At 53.3% G+C, this 23,009-nt stretch carries 24 protein-coding genes; 22 read left to right on the plus strand and 2 right to left on the minus strand.

Annotated features, from left to right (window positions below):
- Positions 1-32: 32 nt before the first annotated feature.
- The 7 genes from mfd to urtE all read left to right on the plus strand — a co-directional run bounded on the left by mfd (position 33) and on the right by urtE (position 9,836).
- On the plus strand, positions 33-3,560 hold the full coding sequence (gene mfd / locus H581_RS0108050) for a transcription-repair coupling factor (protein ID WP_028609571.1): 3,528 nt from the start codon (positions 33-35) through the stop codon (positions 3,558-3,560).
- 71 nt (positions 3,561-3,631) lie between these two features.
- Entirely contained in the window at positions 3,632-4,702 is a 1,071-nt protein-coding gene (locus H581_RS0108055; protein WP_028609572.1) for a peptidylprolyl isomerase, read from the plus strand.
- A 300-nt stretch (positions 4,703-5,002) separates the two neighbouring features.
- On the plus strand, positions 5,003-6,274 hold the full coding sequence (urtA, locus tag H581_RS0108060; protein ID WP_028609573.1) for an urea ABC transporter substrate-binding protein: 1,272 nt from the start codon (positions 5,003-5,005) through the stop codon (positions 6,272-6,274).
- Between the two features lie 98 nt (positions 6,275-6,372).
- Entirely contained in the window at positions 6,373-7,278 is a 906-nt protein-coding gene (urtB, locus tag H581_RS0108065) for an urea ABC transporter permease subunit UrtB (RefSeq protein WP_028609574.1), read from the plus strand.
- Between the two features lie 54 nt (positions 7,279-7,332).
- A complete protein-coding gene (gene urtC / locus H581_RS0108070) occupies positions 7,333-8,415 on the plus strand; it encodes an urea ABC transporter permease subunit UrtC (protein WP_028609575.1) in 1,083 nt (360 codons plus the stop codon).
- On the plus strand, positions 8,387-9,163 hold the full coding sequence (urtD, locus tag H581_RS0108075; RefSeq protein ID WP_051250558.1) for an urea ABC transporter ATP-binding protein UrtD: 777 nt from the start codon (positions 8,387-8,389) through the stop codon (positions 9,161-9,163). The genes urtC and urtD overlap by 29 nt, the downstream gene beginning before the upstream one ends.
- Positions 9,141-9,836, plus strand: coding sequence for an urea ABC transporter ATP-binding subunit UrtE (gene urtE / locus H581_RS0108080; RefSeq protein WP_028609577.1), 696 nt, complete (start codon positions 9,141-9,143; stop codon positions 9,834-9,836). Before urtD ends, urtE begins: the two co-directional genes overlap by 23 nt.
- 82 nt (positions 9,837-9,918) lie before the next feature.
- Here the strand turns inward: urtE and H581_RS0108085 are convergent, their stop codons facing one another.
- The gene (locus tag H581_RS0108085) at positions 9,919-10,236 is read right to left on the minus strand and encodes a thioredoxin family protein (RefSeq protein ID WP_028609578.1); all 318 of its coding nucleotides are present in this window, start codon (positions 10,234-10,236) and stop codon (positions 9,919-9,921) included.
- 1 nt (position 10,237) lies between these two features.
- Positions 10,238-10,615: a MerR family transcriptional regulator gene (locus H581_RS0108090; protein ID WP_028609579.1), complete on the minus strand. Its 378-nt coding sequence runs from the start codon at positions 10,613-10,615 to the stop codon at positions 10,238-10,240.
- Positions 10,616-10,855: 240 nt separating this feature from the next.
- Between H581_RS0108090 and H581_RS0108095 the strand changes: the two genes are divergently transcribed.
- The 15 genes from H581_RS0108095 to H581_RS0108170 all read left to right on the plus strand — a co-directional run bounded on the left by H581_RS0108095 (position 10,856) and on the right by H581_RS0108170 (position 22,578).
- The gene (locus tag H581_RS0108095; protein WP_028609580.1) at positions 10,856-11,728 is read left to right on the plus strand and encodes an SPFH domain-containing protein; all 873 of its coding nucleotides are present in this window, start codon (positions 10,856-10,858) and stop codon (positions 11,726-11,728) included.
- Between the two features lie 11 nt (positions 11,729-11,739).
- On the plus strand, positions 11,740-11,919 hold the full coding sequence (locus tag H581_RS0108100) for a type II toxin-antitoxin system antitoxin (RefSeq protein WP_028609581.1): 180 nt from the start codon (positions 11,740-11,742) through the stop codon (positions 11,917-11,919).
- A 355-nt stretch (positions 11,920-12,274) separates the two neighbouring features.
- Positions 12,275-12,910: an energy-coupling factor ABC transporter permease gene (locus tag H581_RS0108105; RefSeq protein WP_028609582.1), complete on the plus strand. Its 636-nt coding sequence runs from the start codon at positions 12,275-12,277 to the stop codon at positions 12,908-12,910.
- Positions 12,907-13,275 (plus strand): PDGLE domain-containing protein, encoded by a 369-nt coding sequence (locus H581_RS33385; protein WP_084134503.1) that lies wholly within the window; start codon positions 12,907-12,909, stop codon positions 13,273-13,275. The genes H581_RS0108105 and H581_RS33385 overlap by 4 nt, the downstream gene beginning before the upstream one ends.
- A complete protein-coding gene (cbiQ, locus tag H581_RS36985; protein ID WP_084134504.1) occupies positions 13,220-14,872 on the plus strand; it encodes a cobalt ECF transporter T component CbiQ in 1,653 nt (550 codons plus the stop codon). Before H581_RS33385 ends, cbiQ begins: the two co-directional genes overlap by 56 nt.
- A gap of 206 nt (positions 14,873-15,078) precedes the next feature.
- A complete protein-coding gene (spoVT, locus tag H581_RS0108125; protein ID WP_028609584.1) occupies positions 15,079-15,621 on the plus strand; it encodes a stage V sporulation protein T in 543 nt (180 codons plus the stop codon).
- A 192-nt stretch (positions 15,622-15,813) separates the two neighbouring features.
- Positions 15,814-17,769 carry an oligosaccharide flippase family protein gene (locus H581_RS33395; RefSeq protein WP_051250560.1) on the plus strand — a complete coding sequence of 652 codons (1,956 nt, stop codon included), beginning with the start codon at positions 15,814-15,816 and terminating at the stop codon, positions 17,767-17,769.
- Positions 17,712-17,963: a hypothetical protein gene (locus tag H581_RS37760; protein ID WP_156889527.1), complete on the plus strand. Its 252-nt coding sequence runs from the start codon at positions 17,712-17,714 to the stop codon at positions 17,961-17,963. Before H581_RS33395 ends, H581_RS37760 begins: the two co-directional genes overlap by 58 nt.
- Positions 17,964-18,211: 248 nt before the next feature.
- The gene (gene yabN, locus H581_RS0108140; protein ID WP_028609585.1) at positions 18,212-19,702 is read left to right on the plus strand and encodes a bifunctional methyltransferase/pyrophosphohydrolase YabN; all 1,491 of its coding nucleotides are present in this window, start codon (positions 18,212-18,214) and stop codon (positions 19,700-19,702) included.
- A 179-nt stretch (positions 19,703-19,881) separates the two neighbouring features.
- Positions 19,882-20,154 (plus strand): HU family DNA-binding protein, encoded by a 273-nt coding sequence (locus H581_RS0108145; RefSeq protein ID WP_028609586.1) that lies wholly within the window; start codon positions 19,882-19,884, stop codon positions 20,152-20,154.
- A 4-nt stretch (positions 20,155-20,158) separates the two neighbouring features.
- Positions 20,159-20,446, plus strand: a complete 288-nt coding sequence (locus tag H581_RS0108150) for an RNA-binding S4 domain-containing protein (protein WP_028609587.1) — start codon at positions 20,159-20,161, stop codon at positions 20,444-20,446.
- A gap of 261 nt (positions 20,447-20,707) precedes the next feature.
- The gene (gene yabP / locus H581_RS0108155) at positions 20,708-20,995 is read left to right on the plus strand and encodes a sporulation protein YabP (protein WP_028609588.1); all 288 of its coding nucleotides are present in this window, start codon (positions 20,708-20,710) and stop codon (positions 20,993-20,995) included.
- Complete coding sequence (gene yabQ / locus H581_RS33400) at positions 20,992-21,600, plus strand: spore cortex biosynthesis protein YabQ (protein ID WP_245599972.1); 609 nt, start codon at positions 20,992-20,994, stop codon at positions 21,598-21,600. The genes yabP and yabQ overlap by 4 nt, the downstream gene beginning before the upstream one ends.
- An 8-nt stretch (positions 21,601-21,608) precedes the next feature.
- Positions 21,609-21,917 carry an FtsB family cell division protein gene (locus H581_RS0108165; protein WP_028609589.1) on the plus strand — a complete coding sequence of 103 codons (309 nt, stop codon included), beginning with the start codon at positions 21,609-21,611 and terminating at the stop codon, positions 21,915-21,917.
- Between the two features lie 148 nt (positions 21,918-22,065).
- A complete protein-coding gene (locus tag H581_RS0108170) occupies positions 22,066-22,578 on the plus strand; it encodes a S1 domain-containing RNA-binding protein (protein WP_028609590.1) in 513 nt (170 codons plus the stop codon).
- The last annotated feature ends 431 nt before the right edge of the window (positions 22,579-23,009 follow it).

Raw genomic sequence — 23,009 nt, forward strand, 5'->3', positions numbered from 1 at the left:
TCATTGTGTATAGAAACGGGGTGTTGCAAACATTGAAAGCGCTGATCAAAGCTTTTGCCGCGGATACGGACGTTCAGTCCATTATATCCGGTCTTCATAAGGGCATGCGGGAGCAGATGATATCCGGCCTTGCCGGTTCCTCCAGACAAGTGCTTATTGCAGCGATGCAGGAGGATGTTGATCGTCCGATGCTGGTCGTGACGCATAATATGTTCTCTGCGCAGAAGATTGCGGAGGATTTGCAGGAATGTCTTTCTCCGGAACAAGTATTATTGTATCCCGCGAATGAGCTGGTTGCCGCCGAGGCGGCAATCTCGAGTCCCGAGACGCTGGCGCAGCGCATGGACGTGCTGATCAAGCTGTCCAAGGGCTATCGCGGGATTGTTGTCGTGCCTTTCTCGGGCGCAAGGCGGTTTCTGCCTATAAGCAGTGTGGTCGCGGAGGCCCAAATTGACATTAAGGTTGGCGATTCGCTGCCGATCGACGCTTTTTTGCGTCAAATGACGGCATTAGGCTACACAAGAGCGGACCGTGTGGAACTGCGGGGAGAGATGAGCGTTCGCGGCGGTATCGTCGATTTTTATCCTTTAACGGCGCAGCAGGCGTACCGGATTGAATGGTTTGGCGATGACATCGACTCTATTCGCGCTTTCGATCCGGCGGATCAACGCTCCTCGGATCGCTTCGATGCCTTTACTGTACCGCCTTGCCAGGAAGTGCTGGCCGACGTGCAGCGGATGGAGACTGCGGCTAACCATGCGCAGCAGCTGCTTGAGAAGCAGTTGGATAAGATGACCGACCGTACGGCGAAGGAGCGCCTGCGTTCCGAGATCGGCGGGGAGCTGGAGAAGCTTCGCGAGCATGTCTACTTTCCGGAAATATATAAATATATTTCGCTATTATACCCTGAGCGGCAAACGATTGTTGATTATATGCCGGGCGATACTCTCTTAATATTAGACGAGCCGACGCGTTTAATAGAAACGGCAAAACATCTGGAGCGGGATGAGGCGGAATGGGCGCTGCATTTGCTGCAGAACGGCAAGTCGCTTCCGGACTTGCCGCTTGCCCGCGATACGGATGAGATTCTGCATCAGCGTCCTTTCCCGACGTTGTTCCTTTCGCTGTTTCTGCGTCAAATTCCGCATACGCAGCCGCAAAACATATTAAATATGACCAGCCGCTCGATGCAAAACTTCCACGGACAGATGAATGTGCTGAAGGCGGAAATGGAACGTTGGCGCAAGACGGGCGCTACGGTTATGATGATTGCCGGAAATGCGGAACGGATGGAGAGGATGCGCCGGGTACTGGACGATTACAGCATCGAAGTGCCTATGCTGCTTGAAGGAAACCTGCAATCCGGCTTCGAGCTTCCGTCCTCTCATCTCGTTGTCATAACGGAAGGCGAGATGTTCACGCAGAAGCAGCGGAAGGCGCGCAGGGTCGACAAGAAGATCGAAAATGCCGAGCGCATCAAGAGCTACACCGAACTGAAGGTCGGCGATTACGTCGTTCATCAAAACCACGGCATCGGCAAATACGTTGGCATCGGAACGTTGGAGATTGCAGGCATTCATAAGGATTATTTGCATATCCTGTACGCCGGCGGCGATAAGCTGTCCGTTCCGATCGAACAGGTCGATATGATTCAGAAGTATGTCGGTTCGGAGGAGCGGGAGCCGAAGGTTAATAAGCTAGGCGGCAGCGAATGGACAAGGGCGAAGAGCAAGGTGAAGGCATCCGTCCAGGATATTGCCGACGATCTGATCAAGCTGTATGCCGAGCGGCAGACGGCTCCGGGTTATGCCTTCGGCCGGGATACCTCCTACCAGAACGAGTTCGAGGCCATGTTTCCTTATGATGAGACGCGGGATCAGTTAAGGGCCATCGAAGAGATCAAGAGGGATATGGAGAAAAGTCAGCCGATGGACCGGCTGTTATGCGGGGACGTCGGTTACGGAAAAACCGAGGTTGCCGTCCGTGCGGCTTTTAAAGCGGCGATGGACAGCAAGCAGGTTGCGGTGCTGGTGCCGACGACAATATTGGCGCAGCAGCATTACGAGACCTTCCGCGAGCGCTTCGCGGGTTATCCGATTAATGTTCAGGTATTGAGCCGTTTCCGTTCCCGCAAGGAGCAGAACGAGACGATGAAGGGTCTGAAGAACGGAACGGTCGATGTCGTAATCGGGACGCACCGGCTTCTATCGCAGGATATTATTTTTAAATCGCTGGGACTGCTCATTGTGGACGAAGAGCAGCGGTTCGGCGTGTCGCACAAGGAGAAGCTGAAGAAGCTGAAGACGAATGTCGACGTGCTGACGCTGACGGCTACGCCGATTCCGCGCACGCTGCATATGTCGATGCTTGGCGTTCGCGACCTGTCGGTTATTGAAACGCCGCCGGAGAACCGTTTCCCGGTGCAAACCTATGTGGTGGAATACAGCCCGTCCCTGGTGCGCGAGGCGATTGAGCGCGAGCTTGCGCGCGGCGGTCAGGTTTATTATTTGTATAATCGGGTCCAAGGCATCTATCAAATGGCCGAGCAGATCAATGCGCTTGTTCCGGATGCTAGAGTAGCCGTAGGCCACGGGCAGATGACGGAGCAGGAGCTGGAGAAGACGATTCTTGACTTCCTTGACGGCGAATCCGACGTTCTGGTCAGTACGAGCATCATCGAGACCGGCGTTGATATTCCGAATGTAAATACGCTTATCGTGCACGATGCCGACAAAATGGGTCTCTCCCAGCTCTATCAGCTGCGCGGCCGCGTAGGGCGTTCCAACCGCATTGCGTATGCTTACTTTACTTACCAGCGCGATAAGGTGCTGACGGAGGTAGCGGAGAAGCGCCTGCAGTCGATCAAGGAATTCACGGAGCTTGGTTCCGGCTTTAAGATTGCGATGCGCGACTTGTCTATTCGCGGAGCAGGCAATCTGCTTGGAGCCGAGCAGCATGGCTTCATCGCTTCAGTCGGCTTCGACATGTATTCGCAGATGCTGGCAGACGAGATTGCGAAGCGGAAAGCGGAGATGACCGGAGAAGAGGTTAAGGTCGAGAAGCCGGTCAGCACCGTTATCGACTTAAGCATTGATGCCTACCTGCCTTCGGATTACATTTACGACAGCATTCAGAAAATTGAAATTTACAAAAAAGTAGCCGCAATTCGCTCATTCGAGGAAAATGATGACGTGATCGACGAGCTTGTGGACCGGTTCGGCGATCTGCCGCAGGCGGTCAGCAATCTGTTAGCCGTAGCGAGGCTGAAAGTATACGGCACATGGTACGGCATTGAGCAGATCAGCGGCAAGGGCGACGATATCTCGCTGCGGTTCGCGGCGGGGGAGAAGCGCCGGATTGACCGGAAGAAGGTTGACCAGCTGTGCCTGAAGATGGAGAACCGTTTCAAGCAGAGCGGCGACCAAGAGCCGAATCCAATCGTGATGCTTCGCGGCAAGGGATTGAGCATGGAACAAAAGGTGCATATGCTCGAGCAATTTTTGCAGGCCTATCAGGATGTCCTACTATTCCAGAACGAATTGCAAAATGCGACATCATAGGCAATATTCGCTTTATGCGTCCCTTTTCTGATACAATACAAACAAGTTCACAAATTGAAAGGGGATTCAGCATGTTACACATTTCACGCAAATCGGTATGGCATAAAGGCGCGCTGCTGATCGTTGCAGCGATGCTGGTCATGACGATGGCGGCATGCGGCGCAAAAGAAACCGGAACGGAAATCGCAACTTATAAAGGCGGGAACGTGACGGATACGGAGTTTGACAAATATTTGGCCGTATTTAATATTTTGCAGCCGGGCTACGAGCAAATTCTCGAAATTCCGGAATTCAAGGAGCAGCTGCTGCAGCAGTACATTTCCTACAAAATTATTGACGGCCTGGCCTCTGAGGAAACGAAAAAGAAGGCAAAAGATGCCGTAAAAGAGCAAATGGATCAATATAAAGCGACATTGAAGGATAATGCGGAATTAAAAGCCGCGGTCGAAGCGAATAAAGTGAAAGACAAAGATATGGAGTCGTATATGATGCTGACGTCAACCGTAGTTGAGCATATGAACTCCCAAGTAACCGAAGAGGATATGAAGAAAGAATATGAGACGAACGGCGCTGACTATGCGACCGTTACCTTGCGTCACATTCTGGTAGCGACAACGGATCCGGCGACGCAAGAGCAGAAGGAGCTTCGCACACCGGAAGAAGCTCTGGCTAGAGCAAAAGAAGTGAAGGAGAAGCTTGCGGCGGGCGGCGACTGGGCAGCGCTTTCCAAAGAGTACTCCGACGATCCGGGATCCAAGGATACTGGCGGCTTGTATGCGGATAAGAAAGCGGGAACGTACGTTGAAGCATTCAAGCAGGCAGCTTATAAGCAGGAAATTGGTGCTATCGGCGATCCGGTAGAGACCGAATATGGATATCATGTCATTCTTGTCGAGAAACGCGATACGCCTGCTTTCGAGGAATTAAGCGATACGGATAAGGAAGCCGTCAAGAGCGCGGCTGCTTACGCCTACATGAACAAGTTCATGTCGGACGAGCTGCCGAAGCGGGAGATTGAAATCAAGCTTCCGAAGCCGGAAGAAGAAACGCCGGCAACCGATGCTCCGGAAGGTGAAGATGCACCGGTTACAGACGCTCCTGCGACGGAAACTCCAGAGACGGAAGCTCCGGCAGCCGAATAAACAAAACAATTGAATAAGAAGTGAGGACCCTTTAGCCAATTAAAATGGCTGGAGGGTTCTTTTTTTGTTATGTGAAGTCATACTATAATATATTGATGTTATATAAAGTAACATAAAATTGATTATTAGTCATGAAATAAGTGAATTTGTGCGGAAAATAGACATTTCGGGATATTATATGTTAATTATATTGACATAGAATGAAACCCCGATCTATAATATAGAAGCGAACGATGGGAGTTTAATCCATGGTAACGTTCGGGAAATTAGAGATAAATAGAGGAAATAGGGAGTGGAGAGATGAGAAAACGGGTGGTTTATCAATTTTGTTTGCTGTTAGTTGCGGTGAGTCTCGTGTTGGCGGGATGCGGATCGAATAATGCGCCGGCATCGAAGAACGAAGCGTCGAATACACCGACGGATGCAGCGAATGCGGGGACGACGGAAGAGGAGGGAATTAAAGTAGGAATTCTTCATTCGCAGAGCGGCACGATGGCGATCAGCGAAGTATCGGTAATCGATGCGGAGCTCATGGCGATTGAGGAAATCAACGCTGCCGGCGGCGTGCTGGGCAAGCAAATCGTACCGGTACTGGAGGATGGAGCCTCGGATTGGCCGACATTCGCGGAGAAGGCGCGCAAGCTCATCTCCGAGGATAAAGTCGCAACCGTATTCGGCGGCTGGACATCCGCGAGCCGGAAAGCGATGAAGCCGGTATTCGAGGAGCTGAACGGCCTGCTCTGGTATCCGGTTCAATATGAAGGGCTTGAGGCTTCCCCGAACATCTTCTATACGGGAGCAACGACGAATCAGCAAATCGTGCCGTCCGTTACATGGCTGCTCGAGAATCGGGGCAAGAAGGTTTACCTGCTCGGCTCGGATTACGTATTCCCGCGCACGGCAAACTTGATTATCAAAGAGCAATTGAAAGCGGAGGGCGGCGAGCTGGTAGGCGAAGAATATACGCCGCTTGGACATACCGACTACAGCACGATCATCAGCAAAATCAAAGAAGCGAAGCCGGATGTCGTGTATAATACGCTGAACGGCGACAGCAACGTTGCTTTCTTCAAGCAGCTTAAGGATGCGGGGATTACCGCGCAGGACATCACGACGCTGTCGGTATCGGTAGCCGAGGAGGAAATCCGAGGGATCGGCGTCGATGTGCTGGAAGGCCATTTGGCCGCTTGGAACTATTATCAAACGACGGATACGCCGACGAATCAAACCTTCGTTGACAATTATAAGAAGAAATACGGCGAGGACCGTGTGACGGCCGACCCGATCGAGGCTGGTTATACCGCTGTATACTTATGGGCCGCTGCAGTGGAAAAAGCCGGTTCAACCGATGTGGCGAAGGTGAAGGAAGCGGCGAAGGAGCTGGAGTGGGATGCTCCGGAGGGCACGGTGAAAATTGACGGCGAGACGCAGCATATATACAAAACGGTACGGATCGGCGAAGTGCAGGCGGACGGACAATTCAAGGAGCTGTGGAATTCAGGCGAAGCGGTGAAGCCTGATCCTTATTTGAAGGGCTACGAATGGGCGGCCAGCATTCAACCGGCCGAATAACGGGTTAAACGCGAACGTGAAGCAAGGCAGGAAGGGAGTATTCGGCGCTTCGAATACTCCCTTCACTGTTCAACTGTACCCGCGAAAGGAGCGGTCAAATGGATGTCTTTTTACTGCAGCTGTTTAACGGCCTAAGCATCAGCTCGATTCTGCTGCTTGTCGCGTTAGGGCTGGCGATTACATTCGGCCTGATGAAGGTTATCAATATGGCTCACGGCGAACTGATCATGATCGGCGCTTATTCCACTTATCTGACGCAAAACCTGTTTAATGATTTAATGCCTGAATCGTTGTTTAATTGGTACTTCGTGCTGGCGATTCCGGTCAGCTTTGGAATTGCATTCGTTATAGGCCTTATTCTTGAAATGTCGCTTATCCGCTTTCTTTACGGCAGGCCGCTTGACAGTTTGCTTGCCACCTGGGGAGTCGGGCTCGTGCTGCAGCAGCTGGCGAGATCGATCTTCGGAGCTCCTAACGTTGCGGTCAAAAGCCCGACTTGGCTCGATGGCGGTTTAAAAATAATGGACGGCACGCTGCTGCCTTATAAGCGCCTGTTCATTATTGCGCTTGTAATCGCTTGCCTGGTTGCTATGTACTTCTACATTTACCGCAGCCATGAGGGTCGGAGAATGAGGGCGGTTATGCAAAATCGCGACATGGCGGCTTGTCTTGGCGTATCGACGCGCCGGGTAGACGCCATGACATTTGCGATTGGCTCCGGCATAGCCGGAATCGCCGGCTGTGCGCTTACGCTCTTGGGACCGATCGGTCCTTCACTGGGAACCTACTATATTGTCGATGCCTTTATGGTCGTCGTATTGGGCGGCGTCGGCAAGCTGGTTGGAACGGTGCTGGGTGCAACGGGGATCGGCATGTTCAATACGCTGTTCGAATATTGGACGAACGCTTCTCTTGGGAAGGTGCTGGTGTTCGTCTGCATTGTGGCCTTCCTGCAATGGAGGCCGATGGGACTTGTGGCGATGCGATCCCGCTCGCTCGACTAGGAGAGCTAACGCGGCGGTTATATCAAATTCTAAGAATTTAAAGGTGGGATTGGCATGCGATTACAGAAGCTTACGCCCCAGCGGATCTGGATTCTGGCCGGCTACGCGGCAACTGCGGCTGCGCTGTTCTCCGCCCCGTTATTCATAAGCGATTTCCGGCTTAATCTATTGGCGAAATTCCTGGCCTTCGCGATCGTAGCGCTGGGGCTTGATCTCATATGGGGATACACCGGCATACTGAGCTTGGGACACGGGATTTTCTTTGGCCTAGGCGCTTATGCGATGGCCATGTACTTGAAGCTTGAGGCAAGCGGGGGCAAGCCGCCCGATTTCATGGGCTGGAGCGGGCTGAAGGAGCTGCCGTTGTTCTGGAAGCCGTTTGAATATTTCGGCTTTGCGGTGGCGATGGGAATTATCATTCCGGCGCTGCTTGCGCTTGTTCTTGGTTACTTTACGTTCCGCAATCGGATTCGCGGCGTATACTTTACGATTCTGACGCAGGCGCTTGTCATTATTACAACGACTTTATTAATCGGGCAGCAGGCATTTACGGGCGGAACGAACGGCGTTACCGGTTATTCGACGATACTGGGTTTCTCACTTGGATCGCCGGATACGAAGCGTGTGCTGTATTGGATTACGGCTGCCGCGCTCATCGCGATATTCGCCGGTTGCCGGATCGTGATCGGCAGCCGCTTCGGCAAGGTGCTCCGGGCCATCCGCGACGGCGAAAACCGGGTCCGGTTCATCGGCTATAATCCGGCGGTTTATCAGATGGTTATCTTTACGTTGTCCGCAGCCATTGCCGGCATTGCCGGGATGCTGTTTGTTCTCCATGTCGGCATTATTTCCCCGTCGATGCTGGGCATTGTGCCGTCAATCGAGATGGTTCTGTGGGTGGCGATAGGGGGGCGGGGCACGTTAATCGGCGCGGTGCTCGGCGCCATCCTCATGAATTGGGCGAAGAGCGAGTTCAGTACGGCTTATCCGGAGGGCTGGTTATTTTTCATGGGAGCGTTGTTCGTTGTGGTCGTTGTTTTCATGCCGAAGGGCGTTGCCGGTTTGGCGGGTCAATTGAAATTCCGCAGAAAGAGGAGGGAGCCTGATCATGAAGGAGTCCGCAATCCTGCAGTGTGACGATGTGACGGTGGAGTTCGACGGGTTCAAGGCGGTTCAAGGGATGAGCTTGAAGCTGGAGAAAGGCGAGCTGCGTTTCCTGATCGGCCCGAACGGGGCCGGAAAAACAACGATGCTGGACGTGATCTGCGGGAAGGTAAGGCCGTCCGCGGGAAAGGTCACCTTCGGAGGCAAGGTCGATATTACCCGTAAAAAGGAGCATCAGATCGCGGAGCTGGGAATCGGGCGGAAATTTCAGGCGCCTTCGATTTTCCCATCGATGACCGTGTCGGAGAACCTGGAAATTGCGATGCGCCAGAAGCGTTCGGTATTCGCTACCCTATTCGCGAGGATGGAAGTGGAAGAACGTGAGCGGATGGATCAACAGCTCGCGATGATCGGCTTGCAGGATAAAGCGGCGAAGCGCGCGGGCGGTCTCTCGCATGGCGAGAAGCAGTGGCTTGAGATCGGCATGATGCTGCTGCAGGAGCCGGAGATATTGCTGCTGGATGAGCCGGTTGCCGGCATGACGGACAAAGAGACGGATAAGACAGGCGAGCTCTTGAGTCAAATCGCCCGCAAACGCTCGATCGTCGTCGTGGAGCACGACATGGAGTTTGTCCGCAATTTCGCAAGCAAGGTAACCGTTATGCACGAAGGGAAGCTGTTGAAGGAAGGCACGATGGATGAAGTGCAAGGGGATGAACGCGTAGCGGAAGTGTATTTGGGGAAAAGGCGGGATGCCGATGTTAGCCGTTCAACAGCTTGAAGCGGGGTATGGGGAAAGCATTATATTGCGGAACGTGACGCTGAAGGTGAAGAAGGGGCAGGTCGTCTGCCTCCTCGGACGCAACGGCGTCGGCAAGACGACGTTAATGAAAAGCATTATGGGCTTGTTGAAGGCGCGCGGCGGCTCCGTCTCCTACAATGGGAAGGATCTGACGAAGAAAGCGCCCGGCCTGAGAGCGAAGAGCGGAATAGGCTATGTGCCGCAAGGGAGGGAAATCTTCGCCCAGCTGTCGGTATATGAGAATTTGCTGCTCGGCCTTGAGGCTGCGAAAGGGAAGGTCAACGAGGTGCCGGAGGAGGCGATCGCAAAATTTCCCGTGCTGCCTGCGATGTATGCCCGGCGGGGCGGCGACCTGAGCGGCGGACAGCAGCAACAGCTTGCTTTTGCGAGAGCGCTTGCCTCGAAACCTGAGGTTCTGCTGCTGGATGAGCCGTGCGAAGGCATTCAGCCTTCGATCGTAGATGATATCCGCGATGTCATTCGCGCGATTAAGAACGATGGCAAGACATCGATTCTACTCGTCGAACAAAGTCTGGATTTCGTGAAGAGCGTCGGCGACTATTTCTATGTGCTGGAGAAAGGCGCGGTTGCTTGGGAGGGCGGGTTGGACGCGCTCGATGACGAGGTCATTCGCAAATATTTGACGGTATAAGAGAAGACGGCGGTCATTATTTCCCGGTTAATATTCGAAGCAAAAGCGCTCCTTCATGAAGGGGCGCTTTTGTTTGTGATTTTCAGAGATATCTCTCTATTACCGTTTGATACTGCGATTTGGGGCGCAGGCCGACCAGCTTATCCATAGGCATTCCGTCTTTGTATACAATGACGGTCGGCGTGCCCATGATACCGGCCTCCGAGGCTGAGCCCGGCAGATCCTCGCAATTTACTTTCACGAAGCGGGCTTTGCCGCCCATTTCCTCATCCAACTCCTCGAGCAGTCCGAGCAGCGTTCTGCAGGGCGGGCACGATGGCGTGCCGTATTCAACGAGTACGACGCCTTCCATCGTAACCGACTTCAGCATGCTGTCACTCTCTGCTGTAATGAATGACATTTCATTCACCTTCCTTATGATTAGTGGTTTGCGATTCCTGCAGCAAGGCATTCATGCGATCGGTCAAATTTGCCTTGATTTGATTCAATTCGACGATCTGTTTATCGATTTCGGCGAGCTTTTGCCTGTAAACCGGCATGACCTGAGTGCAAAACGCTTCTTTATTTTGAAGCACGCACGTAAGAAATCCGGCGATTTGCCCGGTCGTTAACCCGAGATTCAGATAAAGCTTGATCGTCTCCACCGTCTCGACTGCGATCGGCGTGAATTCGCGATAGCCGTTAGGCTTCCGCTGCGGCGTGATTAAGCCTTGTTTTTCGTAATGGCGCAGCGAACGGATGCTGACACCCGTGATGCGCGATAGCTCACCGATTTTCATAACAAGCCCCCGGGGTATGAGAATGGTTTAGATATAGTATAAACCGTGACATTAGTGTTAGGGTCAAGAGGAATTCATTTTAAATATATTTGTATACGCTGAAGCAATGAACGTTAACCGCCCGGATGGCAAGCGCATCCGGGCTTTTTCTGTGCGTCTGACACTTGCTTATATTTGTAAAAAATGATATCATTTTTATATCATAATAATATAACTCAAAAAGTGAAAGGGCGGGGTAACATGATTGAAAAGAAAGCTTGGTACGTAAGCGGGTATTTGGCGCTGCTGGTTGCGATCCTGGCTGCAGTCGGAGGAGTTATATTGATCATATCGGAGGCTTCGCGCGCGAGTTCGTCTGCCGTCATAATCTGCATCGGTATTGTGTTGGTTCTGCTGTCGATGATCTGCCTGTCTTCCCTCATGATCGTGCAGCCGAATGAAGCGAAGGTCGTTACCTTCTTCGGAACATATATGGGCACTGTGCTTGAGAGCGGCTTGTGGATGGTTCTTCCGCTTACGACAAAAGTGAAAATATCGCTTAAGGTTCGCAACTTTAACAGCCAGACGCTCAAGGTGAATGATGCGGAGGGCAATCCGGTGGAAATAGGCGCCGTTGTCGTATTTAAAGTGAAAGACACGGCTAAAGCCTCCTTCGATGTGGATAATTACGAGCGGTTCGTGGAAATTCAAAGCGAGACGGCCGTCCGGCATATTGCTGCCCAGTACCCCTACGATACGTTCTCGTCGAACGACACGCTGTCGCTCCGCGGCAACGCGGATGAAGTGGCTTCCGAGCTCATGAGCGAGCTTCAAAGCCGGCTCGGCGTAGCCGGCGTGCAGGTGCTTGAAACGCGGCTTACGCATCTGGCATATGCGCCGGAAATCGCGAGCGCGATGCTTCAGCGCCAGCAAGCCATCACCATCGTATCGGCAAGGACCAAGATCGTGGAAGGTGCGGTCGGCATGGTGGATATGGCGCTGCGGCAGTTGAAGGAGAACGGGATTGTCCTGGATGATGAACGGCGCGCGGCGATGGTGAACAATCTGATGGTGGCGATCGTGTCCGACCGTGCCGCTACCCCGGTCATTAATGCGGGAACGCTGTACGGCTAAGGCTGATTAAGATGGCGAAGGAGAAAAAAGCATTTCCGCTCCGTCTGGATCCCGACATCCATCGCGCGCTTGAACAATGGGCCGCCGACGAATTCCGCAGCGTTAACGGCCATATCGAATTTTTGCTTCGCGAAGCTTTAGGCAAAGCCAACAGGCTGAAGCCTGCCCCTAAAGGGGATGACCGGCAATAATTACAAGAGAGGGGCGCCTCCGTAAGGCTTGACACCTTACCGGGCAGCCCCTATTAATAGTGATATAGCTGAAAAATACCGGACGAAACGGTGTCCCATTTTATTCCATAACCTTCTTCACCGGATAAACTGCAGCTTTCTTAAATTCTAAGTATCTATAAGTTTTACGCTTATAAGCGCTTAGAATCCTCCGCGAAACGGTTGGCGTCCTCTGACAAGGACGCCAACATGCGTTTCTGCTTGCCGCTTTTCTATCCCTCAACCAATTCTTGACGGAATTCATGCGGAATTTGATATAATAAAGAAAATGACGGTAGTTACATAATATAACGAATGATGTTAGGTTGGTGAAATCATGCATATTCCTGATGGCTTTCTGGATGCCAAAACCTGGATAACGACTTCGGTTATTGGTGCCGCCGCGGTTGCTTACAGTTTGCAAAAAACAAAGCTTGCGGTTGATTCGAAGCAGGTACCGAAGGTCGCGTTGATCGGATCCTTCATATTCGCCGCGCAAATGCTGAATTTCCCGATAGCGGGAGCAACCTCCGGCCACTTTCTCGGCGGAACGTTGGCCTCGATTTTATTCGGGCCTTGGATCGGCTCCATCGTGATGACGGCCGTTCTCATTATTCAAGCCTTTGTCTTTCAAGACGGGGGCATTACGGTGCTTGGAGCCAACATTCTATGCACCGCGTTTATAGGCAGCTTCACCGGTTACGGCATATACAAGGCAGGTATGAAGCTGCTCACCGGACGAGGACGTTCGGTCATAACTTTCGCGGCGGCGTGGTTCTCCATTGTTGCGGCTTCTGCAGGCGTTGCCCTGCTGCTCGCCTGGTCAGGCACGTTCGAGCCGGGTACTGCTCTTAAGGCGATGGTTGGCTGGCATATGCTGATTGGTCTGGGCGAGGGACTTATAACGACATTAGTTGCGGGATATCTGATTGAAAGGAATATCCCGCTTGCAAAGGAAGTGACCCTACCATGAAAGAGACGCGTCTTACTGCGCGCAAAGGAAAATGGCTTGCCCTACTTGTCGTTACCCTTCTCGCGGCGGGGTTGTTGTCTCCGTGGGCATCCTCGCATCCGGACGGCCTTGAGCGGGTAGCGGAGGATTACGGCTTCCTGAATCAAGCGGAATCCGTTCACGAGTTGGCCCCGATGCCGGATTATGAGGTGGCCGGCATTCCATGGACCGCGCTTCGCGTAGGTCTTGCCGGAATTATTGGAGCAATCGTCATGCTAGCGGTTCTGTGGGCAGTCATGCGAGTCATAACCGGACGGAGGCGAGGGAGAGATGACGGGACCGACCATGGAAGAGGAACGGGAGCATCATCGGAATCAGCCCAATAAGCAGCCTTCCTTGCCGGAAGCGAAGCGGCGGCTGCTCGTCGTGCTGGGACTGCTCGCGGCGGTTATGTTCTTTCAACATCCTGCAGCTCTGACCGGGGCGGCGGGATGTTTTCTGTTCATCCTACTATTCAAGGGGATACAGCTTCGAACGGTTGTTCGAAGAATGCTGCTTATCGTACCTTTCGGACTCGGCGCGGTCGTCTTTATTCCTTTTCAGACGGAGGGGGAGCCGCTGTTCAGCATGCTTGGTTATTCGGCTACGGCCGAAGGAGTCCGGCATGCCGCGATTATTTTGCTGAAGATTATGAACGCCAACCTCCTGATCACCTATCTGATCTGCGCGACTCCTTTATTCGTGCTTATCAAAAGCTTGCGATCGATAGGCATTCCGAAGGTTCTGATCGAAATCATCAGTTTAATGCTGAGGTATTTATATTTGGTGAAGGAAGAAGCGCAAAGCATGGTGAAGGCGCAGCGCTCGCGGGGCTTGCGGCTGAAGGGCCGGGATGGAAGGAAAGCTTACAAAAGAGTGGGTGAAATGCTCGGCGTATTGTTCATACGGGCATATGGGCGAAGTGAACGGATTTACCGGTCGATTACAGCCCGCGGCGGATTTGACGGAGGACTGACGAATGCCGCGGAACTCGAAGCCGGTGGTCATTTTATGCAGGCAACCCCGATGTACAATCAAAATGCAAGCAAAAGGAGAGTTCGGGGAATGCTGGAGAAGGATGAGCGGAATGCGGCCATCGAAGTGCGGCATGCGACATACAGCTACGGAAATACATCCGCATTAAACGATGTCAGCTTTCAGGTCGAGCAAGGCGATAAGGTCGTATTAATGGGGCCGAACGGGGCTGGGAAGTCCACGCTCATTGCATTACTGAACGGAATAGAAAAGCCTGCCCAGGGCGCGGTTTACGTATTTGGAGAAGTGATGAACGAGCAGTCGGGCAAGCGGATGAGGAGCCGGATTGGCGTCGTTTATCAAGATCCGGATGATCAGATTTTTTCCACAACGGTGGAGGAGGATGTCGCTTTTGGCCCCCGGAACCTCGGGTTAACGGAAGAGGAAGCGCGTGTCCGGGTGGATAAGGCGCTACATGCAGTTCATATGCTGGATCAGCGTTCCCGCTCTCCATTCGAGCTCAGCTACGGGCAGAAGCGGAGAGTGGCGATTGCCGGCGTGCTGGCGATGGAACCGGATATTATGATTTTGGACGAGCCGATGGCCTTTCTGGATCCGAAGAGCCGCGACGAGCTGCAAGCGCTGCTTGAAACGATGCATGCATCGGGACTAACGCTGATCGTGGCAACTCACGATGTGGATTTTGCCGCGGAATGGGCGAGTCGGGTGCTGCTGCTGAAAGAGGGACGGCTCCTTGCTTCGGGTACGACGGATTTACTGTTTGACGATGAACTGCTGAAGCAGGCGGATTTGCATTTACCCCGGCTTGTTCGTCCGTTTCGGATGTTGGACGGGGCAAGCGGATATAAGCCGAGAACCGTACGCGAAGCCGCGCAGCACATATGGAAGCTGATGACGAACCACTCGGCCGACCAGAAATCCGGAAATCCCGGCAAGAAAGCGGAGTAGGTTGCTGTCGCATGGGACGGTAATCGTACCCTTTTCGCCAGAAAAATGGCTTGTCTGGTTCAAGCTTCAGTCCGTGCATAAGATACTGGGAGCGGATGAATACTATGGGCAGATTCAAAATTTTGAAGGATCTTTCCTCTTCGTTATAAACAAGCTGCAAGTATCCAGCCGATTCAAAAACCTCTAGGAAAGCGGGGCAACAAGAAATGAAAGCAACTGGAATTGTACGTCGCATCGATGACCTCGGGCGTGTGGTGATTCCGAAGGAGATCCGCCGTACTCTGCGTATTCGCGAGGGAGACCCTCTAGAAATATTTGTCGATCGCGATGGCGAAGTGATTTTGAAGAAGTATTCTCCTATCGGTGAACTTGGCGATTTTGCGAAGGAATATGCGGAGTCTCTGTTTGAAGGCACGAATCACATTACGTTAATAACGGACCGGGATACCATCATAGCCGTAGCCGGAGCTTCCAAAAAAGAGCTTCTCGATAAGGCGGTCGGACCGGTTCTGGAAAGCTGTATGGAAAACCGTAAAACGATGAGCGAAATGAACGGCGGCTCGTTCGAGCTGGTGAAGGATGTTCAAGATACTTACAGCTCCTTTGTAGTGGCGCCGATAATAGCTGGCGGCGATCCGATCGGCACGGTTGTATTGGTAAGCAAAGACGAGTCGGTTAAAATGGCGAATATGGAAACCAAGATGGCCGAGACGGCAGCCGGTTTTCTGGCGAAGCAAATGGAGCAGTAGAACATAGTAGATATTGGATCTACAATAACACCGCTGAAGAGCATGAAGCTTCCTTAACCAAGGCAAAAACTTGGATGAGGAGGCTTTTTTCATGTTCGATGGAATCCGCCGGGAAATTATTTTGCCGTCAAAAGGGCAAGTTGTGCGGTATAATATTGACCAAATCGATGGACAGGCAGGGGCGGGACTTAAATGAAAAGCAAGCCGGATATAAAGCGGCATGCTGCAGCGACACACGGACGGGAAAGACGGGAAGCTGGGGCAAAGGAAGAGGATCGAAAGAGCCCGGAATTCGAACAGACCGGGGAGATTGGCGGGGAAGAAAACAGGAACAAACGGCAACAAACCCGGCGGCTTTGGATGAATGGCGTTGTCGTCATGGCCGGAGCGGCGCTGTTGTCCAAATTTATTGGCGTATTTCAAAAAATTCCGCTTCAAAATTTAGCGGGCGACCGGGTTTTCGGTATTTTTAATGCGGTGTATCCGTTTTATCAGCTGGCAGCCGTTCTTGCGACGGCTGGCCTTCCGACGGCGGTTTCCTTATTAATTGCCGAGAAGCTTCGCGGCGGGAACGACGCGGACGGCGCGAGACGAACGCTGTATGCGGCGCTGCTGCTTCTGGGCGCCACGGGAATCGCCGCTTTCGGGTTCATGTGGGCCGGTGCCGGCGAAGTGTCACGCTGGATCGGAGATTCGGAAACGGCGCGCGCGATTCGCGCAATATCGGCAGCGCTGCTGCTTGCGCCAGTTGTCGCGGTATTGCGCGGATATGCCCAAGGATTAGGAAGAATGGCGCTCTCAGCCGCTTCCCAAGTTGTGGAGCAAATGGTTCGTGTGACAGTAATGCTGCTGGTGCTTGCCGTCAGCTGGTCAGCCGGGTGGGCGGATGCTGACGTTGCGGCCGGCGTGATGAGCGGATCGGCGATTGGGGCGAGCGTCTCCCTGCTCGTATTGGCCGGCTTCTCCTGGCGCGGGCGCCGGCGTGACCGGCTTGTACGCGCGAAGGGAGCCATAATAGCGGAAATAAGACGGCTTGCGGCTATTGCGTTTCCGGTAGCGTTAGGCGCCGTTGTCGTACCTGCAATTGGCGTTGTGGACGCCTTTACGGTGCCGAGATTATTGCGGGAAAACGGGCTTGTCGAGGCTGAGGCAATGGCGATGTTCGGCATCTACAGCCGGGCGCAGCCGCTCGTTCAGCTGGTTGCAATGGTTGCCGGAGCCGCAGCGGCCGCTCTCGTGCCAGGCTTGGCTCATGCCCGCATGCGCGGGGATTACGTGCAGCTCCGGTTCCAACTGTCCCTGACAGAGCGGGCGGCATGGGCCATAGGCGCAGCAGCGGCGATCGGCATATGGCTTCTGGCGGAGCCGCTAAACGTGATGCTGTATGAAGACGCGAAGGGGACGGCAGCCTTTGCGCTGATAGGCTGCACGGCTCTGGCCGGCAGCGTCAACGCGGTGACGGCGCCAGTGCTCCAGGCAATGGGTACTATACGCACGCCTGCTCTTCTGCTGCTGGTCGCCGCACTGCTGAAGGGAGCGTTAAACGCCGCATTCGTGCCATTCTACGGAATCGAAGGCGCGGCCTTGGCCGGCGTCGCCGCGTTGAGTCTGGTCGCCCTGCTCGGCGCATTCGCCGTACGCCGCGCTGCCTCGGGAGCGGTTGGGAGCGCCTGGCTCCGTTTCGGCGGGAGCGAGCGGGAACGCGAGGAGGAGCTGGCGGAGCGGTGGAGCGAGCGGGTGCCCGAGGAAGAGCGGAGCGGAGAGCGCGGGAGTGAGCGGGGACGCGGAGAAGAGTGGAGCGGAGAGCGAGGGAGTGAGCGGGAACGCGCAGAGGAGCGGTGGAGCGGAAGGCCGCGCACTGGCCGCGCGGCCGCAGGCACGTGCTTCGCGCTCGCGGTCATGGCCGTAGCGCTCCTTATCGCCGAGCGAGTGCTGGGCGCCGCGCTCGGCGGGCTGCTGCCGCCGCGGGCGGCAGCAACGGCGCTTGCGCTGACGGGCGTTGCCGTCGGCGCTTGCGCCTTCAGCGCCGCGGCATTGCGCGGCGGCGCCATTAGCGCGCGCGAATTGCGCGCGCTGCCGGGCGGCGGCGCATGGGCCGCCCGGTTGCGACGCTGGCGGCTTCTTCCGCCGGCGGAGCGGGAGCGCTAACCCGGGCGCAGCGGTTAGCGATCCTGGAGCTGCCTATCGTGGAGTCTGCCCGCGATAGGTGCCGTCATAGCCCGATAATCGGGGCTATGACGGATCTTCCAATATTGATCTCCATCCGTATTTCAGATCGAATCCCTGCTGCCCGCAGGCGGGCATTACATGGCTTAACGGAGGTTGTTTCAACGTACCGCTGAACAGCGTGATTCTCTTTAACCCGCGAATAGCTCTCATCCGTTCCAAACGGGCAGTTGTTATGTAAAATGTTGCCGCAATGCATTTCCGCGCCAAACGCACAATAGCCATGTCCATTTGTTTCCACATCTCATTATGTGGCACAATACATATATAACCTTAAATGAACTCAACATATTACACCGTATTGCAAAGTATTACCCGGCATCGCCACACCCTGCAAACCAAACATGAAGGAGGCTTCACATACATGACAGCACCAAAAATCACGGTCGTTGGGCTCGGTTCGGGGGATCCGGATCAACTAACGCTGGGCGTATGGCGCAGGCTGCAAAAGGCGGAGCGCGTATTCGTCCGCACAGCGCAGCACCCGGCTATGAACTTGCTGCATGAGAGCGACATCGCGTATACTTCATTCGATGCCTTATACGAGCAGCATGAATCGTTTCCCGATGTGTACAAAGCGATTGCCGAAGCCTTGATTGCCGAAGCCGTGAGCGCCGGCTCCGCCGCACCGGATTCGATTATCTATGCCGTTCCGGGTCATCCGATGGTAGCGGAACGCACGGTACAGCTGCTGCGCGAACAATGTCCGGGAACGGGCGTCGGGCTGCAAATTATCGGCGGCGAGAGCTTTCTGGACCAAGCCTTCGTCAGCCTGGGCTTTGACCCGATAGAAGGTTTTGCGCTGCTTGATGCTTCCGAGCTTCAGTCCTTTCAGATTCAGCCCCAGCTCCATACGCTCATCGGGCAAGTCTATGACGCATTCACGGCTTCCGACGTAAAACTTGCGTTGATGGAGCGTTATCCGGACGATTTCGAGGTCATCGTCGGACATTCGCTTGGCGTGAAGGGGGAGCAGCGGATTCTGCGCGTCCCGTTGTATGAGCTTGACCGTACGCCGGGTTATGGCAATCTCTCGCTAATCTGGGTGCCGCGGACCGACGATCCGGCGCTGCGCAACCGTTCCTTCGAGCGTTTGCACGAAATCGTCTCGATTCTGCGCAGTCCCGAAGGCTGCCCATGGGATCGCGAGCAGACGCACCAGTCCATCCGCAAAAACTTTATCGAGGAGCTGTATGAATCGCTTGAGGCGATCGATAATGACGATCCGGATGCGATGCAGGAGGAATTCGGCGACGTAATCCTGCAGGTCATGCTCCACAGCCAGATGGAAGAGGAGACCGGCGCTTTCTCCGTATACGACGTTATTCAATCGCTCAACGAGAAGCTTATTTTCCGCCATCCCCACGTGTTCGGCGATCAGAGCGCAGCCGATTCGCAGGAGGCGCTTGGCAATTGGGAGCAGATGAAGGCGGAGGAGAAACGGAGGAAGGGAGAGAACCGGGAATCGGCGCTCGACGGCATTCCGCCGGACCTTCCGGCGCTGATGAAGGCGTACAAGCTGCAGAAAAAAGCGGCCAAGGTCGGTTTCGACTGGGACGAGCTCGAACCTGTTCTGAGCAAAATCGAAGAGGAATTAGCCGAGCTGCGCGAAGCGATCGCGGGCAAGGATCAGGAGGAGCAAGCCGCCGAGCTTGGCGACCTGCTGTTCGCGGTTGTGAATGCTTCACGGTTCATCCATGCGGATCCGGAGGAAGCGCTCACCCGAACGAACAAAAAATTTCGCAGCCGATTTGCGTATATTGAGGAGCAGCTTCGTATAAGCGGCAAGAAATTTGACCAGACTGATTTAACAGAAATGGATCGATGGTGGGAAGAGGCCAAGCGTCAATCCTAGCTTCATTTCGGCACAAAACGCCTTTATTCCGCACTATTCGCAAAAAAATTTCAGTTACCGGCAGGATTTTTTTACTTGAAGGCAGAATAACTATTCTTCGTGAGAGTAAAAAATTCCAAACAAGGCAGCGCGCAAGCGCTGACCACAAATAAGGCATTTAAAATTAGGAGGAATTTACAATGAACAAAACAGATCTGATCAACAATATCGCAGAGAAAAGCGGCTTGACTAAACGTGACGTAGAAGCTGTGCTTAACGGATTTTTGGGCGAAGTAACTGACGCGCTTGCCGGCGGAGACAAAGTACAACTGATCGGCTTCGGTACTTTCGAAACTCGCAAACGTTCCGGACGCGTTGGCCGCAACCCTCAAACGGGCGCGCCAATCGAAATTTCGGAAGCGAAAGTTCCTGCTTTCAAAGCCGGCAACAAACTGAAAGAAGCAATCAAGTAGTCTAATGCGATTAGATAAATTTCTCAAGGTATCCCGGCTGATTAAACGCCGCACCGTTGCGAAGGATGTATCCGAGCAGGGGCGCGTATGGATCAACGGCCGCGAAGCGAAAGCGAGCAGCACTGTCAAAGCGGGAGATGAGCTCCAAATCCAATACGGCCAGAAGATCGTGACCGTTCGTATAGAACGGATTGCGGAGACGACCCGTAAGGATGAAGCCGGTGAGCTCTACACCTTGGTGAAAGAAGAGCAGCGCCCGCGCGAGAACGATCTCGAATGGGAGCCCAAGTAATAATATGAGAGCCGCCCTGCTATTTTGCAGGCGGCTTTTTTCATTGCATTCTAAGAATTTATAAGTTTCACACTTATATGCGTATGCGCTTAGAATTTTTCATGATACGTTTGGCTCCTATGACAAGGACGCCGACGGGCGTTTCTGCTTGATTTATACGATGCCGCTTCCCGCCGCTTTGTTCTAAATTCCGGCTGCCTCCCATATGCTAGTCTTAAAATAGTTTCTGCTTGATATGTTAACGAAGCGGGGGACGAGTCCATGATGGATCAGGGTAAGGGACAGAAGCGGCAGGAAGTCAAGTTGGTAAACCGCAAGCAGCTGGAGCTGACCGGCGTATTGAAGGTGGAAAGCTTCGACAGCGAGGAATTTCTGCTTGAGACGGAGCTTGGTTTTTTGACGGTTTCAGGCCAAAATTTGCATATGAAGCATCTTAGCCTTGAACAGGGCTTGGTTATTATTGAGGGACTGGTCCATTCGCTCGCCTATTCGGATGGAAGTGCCAACGCCTCGAAATCCAAAGGGCTGCTCGGGAAGCTGTTTAAGTGACGCTGAGCATGCAGTGGATGACGATGGCGGTCATGCTGCTATCCGGTTTAGGCATGGGAACGGTGTTCGACGGCTATCGGGTCGTATCGAATGAGCTGAAGTTTCCGCGCTGGTGGCTGCCTGTGCTTGACGTCGTCTATTGGATGGCGGCAGCGCTGGTCGTCTTCCGGGTATTGTACGCCAGCAATAATGGCGAGGTGCGGGCGTACGTTTTTATCGGACTTGCTGTCGGGGTTATCCTATATTACTTATTATTGAGCAAGCTGGTTGTCATTCTAGTAAAATGGGTCATACACGCCTTTCGCAAGCTGATCGAATTCGTGCTTAAGTGTTTGGACATCCTCATTGTGAAGCCGATTAAGCTGCTGTATAAGCTTTTGATCGTTATTTTAGGATTTGGGACCGCACTCACTATTTTCCTGTCCAAAATTGTGATACAATTGGTACGTCCATTTTGGCGTTTGCTCGCATGGACGGTTCGGCCGCTGTTTCGATGGATCGAACGGCTGCTGTCGCCGATCGTGAGCAAGTGGCGAATTCGCGAGAGACTGGCCAAGCCCGGACAAATAATTGCTCGATTTTGGAGTAAGTGGTTTAGGAGGTAACACCGCTCATGGCAACAGCTGCTGTAAATAAATCTCCGGGTAATGCCGGTACGAAACGTCGGTTTAAGCTATGGATGATGTTTATCGTTCTATTTATGGGCTGGGCGGCGTATACGGTCTTCGGCCAAATGCAGCAGAAGGAAGAGACAGTCCTGAGAATGTCTGCCATTCAAAGCCAAATCGATGCTTCGACGAAACAAACCGAGGAGCTCAAACGACAGATTGAACGGTTGAACGACCAGGAATATATCGAACAGCTTGCCACCAAGGACCAGGGGATGGTGAAGCAGGGCGAGCAGCAAATATTCAGCGATTAAATACGGGCCTCAAATCGGGTGAACGTCTGTTGACCTTACTTGAACCGTTCGGTTATAATCACGTTAACAGCGGTCTCGCAAAAATCTCAGTATCGCTTACGGAGTAAGCTTTGCTCCGCAAATCTCTTAGGGAGGAACATTTTATTTTATGGCAATTGAAGTGGGCGCTAAGTTAGAAGGAAAAGTGACAGGCATTACGCATTTTGGGGCATTTGTCGACTTGTCGGGAGGTGTCACGGGCCTTGTTCACATTTCGGAAATTGCCGATAACTACGTCAAGGACGTGAAGGATCACCTGAAGATCGATGATGTCGTGAAGGTAAAAGTGATCAACGTGGACAAAGACGGTAAGATCGGACTTTCCATTAAGCAAGCCATTGACCGGCCGGAAGGCCAACCAGCGCCACAACAACGCGAGCGTCACAGCGGCGGCGGCAGTGCTGGAGGCATGGGCGGCGGCGGTGAACGTTTCAACCGCGGAGGCGGCGGCGGTGGCGGTGGACGTCCCTTCAACAAGCAATCGTCTGGCAGGCCGGCTTACGGCAAACCGTCATTCGAAGATAAAATGTCACGTTTCCTGAAAGACAGCGAAGAGCGCATCTCCTCTCTGAAGAAGAATACGGAGGGCAAACGCGGCGGACGCGGAGCCAAGCGGGTATAAGCTGAATCGTTATAAAATCATACTTAGGGCAGAACCATTAATGGTTCTGCCTTTTTTGATTGGTTAGGAAATGATGAGTTACATCGATTGCAGACGGGCATTCGTTCCCTCATCTTAACCATTCAGGTCTGCCAATAGGCAGCTTTGTTCTTATATATAAATTTACAGGTTGCTTCTTTCTGCAGATTTCGCCTGAAAATCTTGCAAGCGCTTTAATTTTCTGTCGAAGGAGGACTCGAATCGAGGGCGAATGGACGCCGGCGGGAGGCGAAAGGCATGCAGGAGCGGGCCGATGTCGTATTCACGCCATATGCCGTCTCCGAAAAAATACTTTTCTCTCATCCTCCATCATTCCCGACAGGTTCCTACGTCTATTCGCCATCATTCAGAAAAAATAGAGCACGCTTTTTGTTGTCGCTTAAAGGCGGGAG

This window comes from Paenibacillus harenae DSM 16969, from assembly GCF_000422465.1.
GTDB classification, from domain to species: Bacteria; Bacillota; Bacilli; order Paenibacillales; family Paenibacillaceae; genus Pristimantibacillus; species Pristimantibacillus harenae.

Coding starts and splice junctions, on each gene's coding strand:
- H581_RS0108055 (WP_028609572.1), top strand. CDS start 3,632: ATGTTACACATTTCACGCAAATCGGTATGGCATAAAGGCGCGCTGCTG.
- urtA (WP_028609573.1), top strand. CDS start 5,003: ATGAGAAAACGGGTGGTTTATCAATTTTGTTTGCTGTTAGTTGCGGTG.
- urtB (WP_028609574.1), top strand. CDS start 6,373: ATGGATGTCTTTTTACTGCAGCTGTTTAACGGCCTAAGCATCAGCTCG.
- urtC (WP_028609575.1), top strand. CDS start 7,333: ATGCGATTACAGAAGCTTACGCCCCAGCGGATCTGGATTCTGGCCGGC.
- urtD (WP_051250558.1), top strand. CDS start 8,387: ATGAAGGAGTCCGCAATCCTGCAGTGTGACGATGTGACGGTGGAGTTC.
- urtE (WP_028609577.1), top strand. CDS start 9,141: ATGTTAGCCGTTCAACAGCTTGAAGCGGGGTATGGGGAAAGCATTATA.
- H581_RS0108085 (WP_028609578.1), bottom strand. CDS start 10,236: ATGTCATTCATTACAGCAGAGAGTGACAGCATGCTGAAGTCGGTTACG.
- H581_RS0108090 (WP_028609579.1), bottom strand. CDS start 10,615: ATGAAAATCGGTGAGCTATCGCGCATCACGGGTGTCAGCATCCGTTCG.
- H581_RS0108095 (WP_028609580.1), top strand. CDS start 10,856: ATGATTGAAAAGAAAGCTTGGTACGTAAGCGGGTATTTGGCGCTGCTG.
- H581_RS0108100 (WP_028609581.1), top strand. CDS start 11,740: ATGGCGAAGGAGAAAAAAGCATTTCCGCTCCGTCTGGATCCCGACATC.
- H581_RS0108105 (WP_028609582.1), top strand. CDS start 12,275: ATGCATATTCCTGATGGCTTTCTGGATGCCAAAACCTGGATAACGACT.
- H581_RS33385 (WP_084134503.1), top strand. CDS start 12,907: ATGAAAGAGACGCGTCTTACTGCGCGCAAAGGAAAATGGCTTGCCCTA.
- cbiQ (WP_084134504.1), top strand. CDS start 13,220: ATGACGGGACCGACCATGGAAGAGGAACGGGAGCATCATCGGAATCAG.
- spoVT (WP_028609584.1), top strand. CDS start 15,079: ATGAAAGCAACTGGAATTGTACGTCGCATCGATGACCTCGGGCGTGTG.
- H581_RS33395 (WP_051250560.1), top strand. CDS start 15,814: ATGAAAAGCAAGCCGGATATAAAGCGGCATGCTGCAGCGACACACGGA.
- H581_RS37760 (WP_156889527.1), top strand. CDS start 17,712: ATGGGCCGCCCGGTTGCGACGCTGGCGGCTTCTTCCGCCGGCGGAGCG.
- yabN (WP_028609585.1), top strand. CDS start 18,212: ATGACAGCACCAAAAATCACGGTCGTTGGGCTCGGTTCGGGGGATCCG.
- H581_RS0108145 (WP_028609586.1), top strand. CDS start 19,882: ATGAACAAAACAGATCTGATCAACAATATCGCAGAGAAAAGCGGCTTG.
- H581_RS0108150 (WP_028609587.1), top strand. CDS start 20,159: ATGCGATTAGATAAATTTCTCAAGGTATCCCGGCTGATTAAACGCCGC.
- yabP (WP_028609588.1), top strand. CDS start 20,708: ATGATGGATCAGGGTAAGGGACAGAAGCGGCAGGAAGTCAAGTTGGTA.
- H581_RS0108165 (WP_028609589.1), top strand. CDS start 21,609: ATGGCAACAGCTGCTGTAAATAAATCTCCGGGTAATGCCGGTACGAAA.
- H581_RS0108170 (WP_028609590.1), top strand. CDS start 22,066: ATGGCAATTGAAGTGGGCGCTAAGTTAGAAGGAAAAGTGACAGGCATT.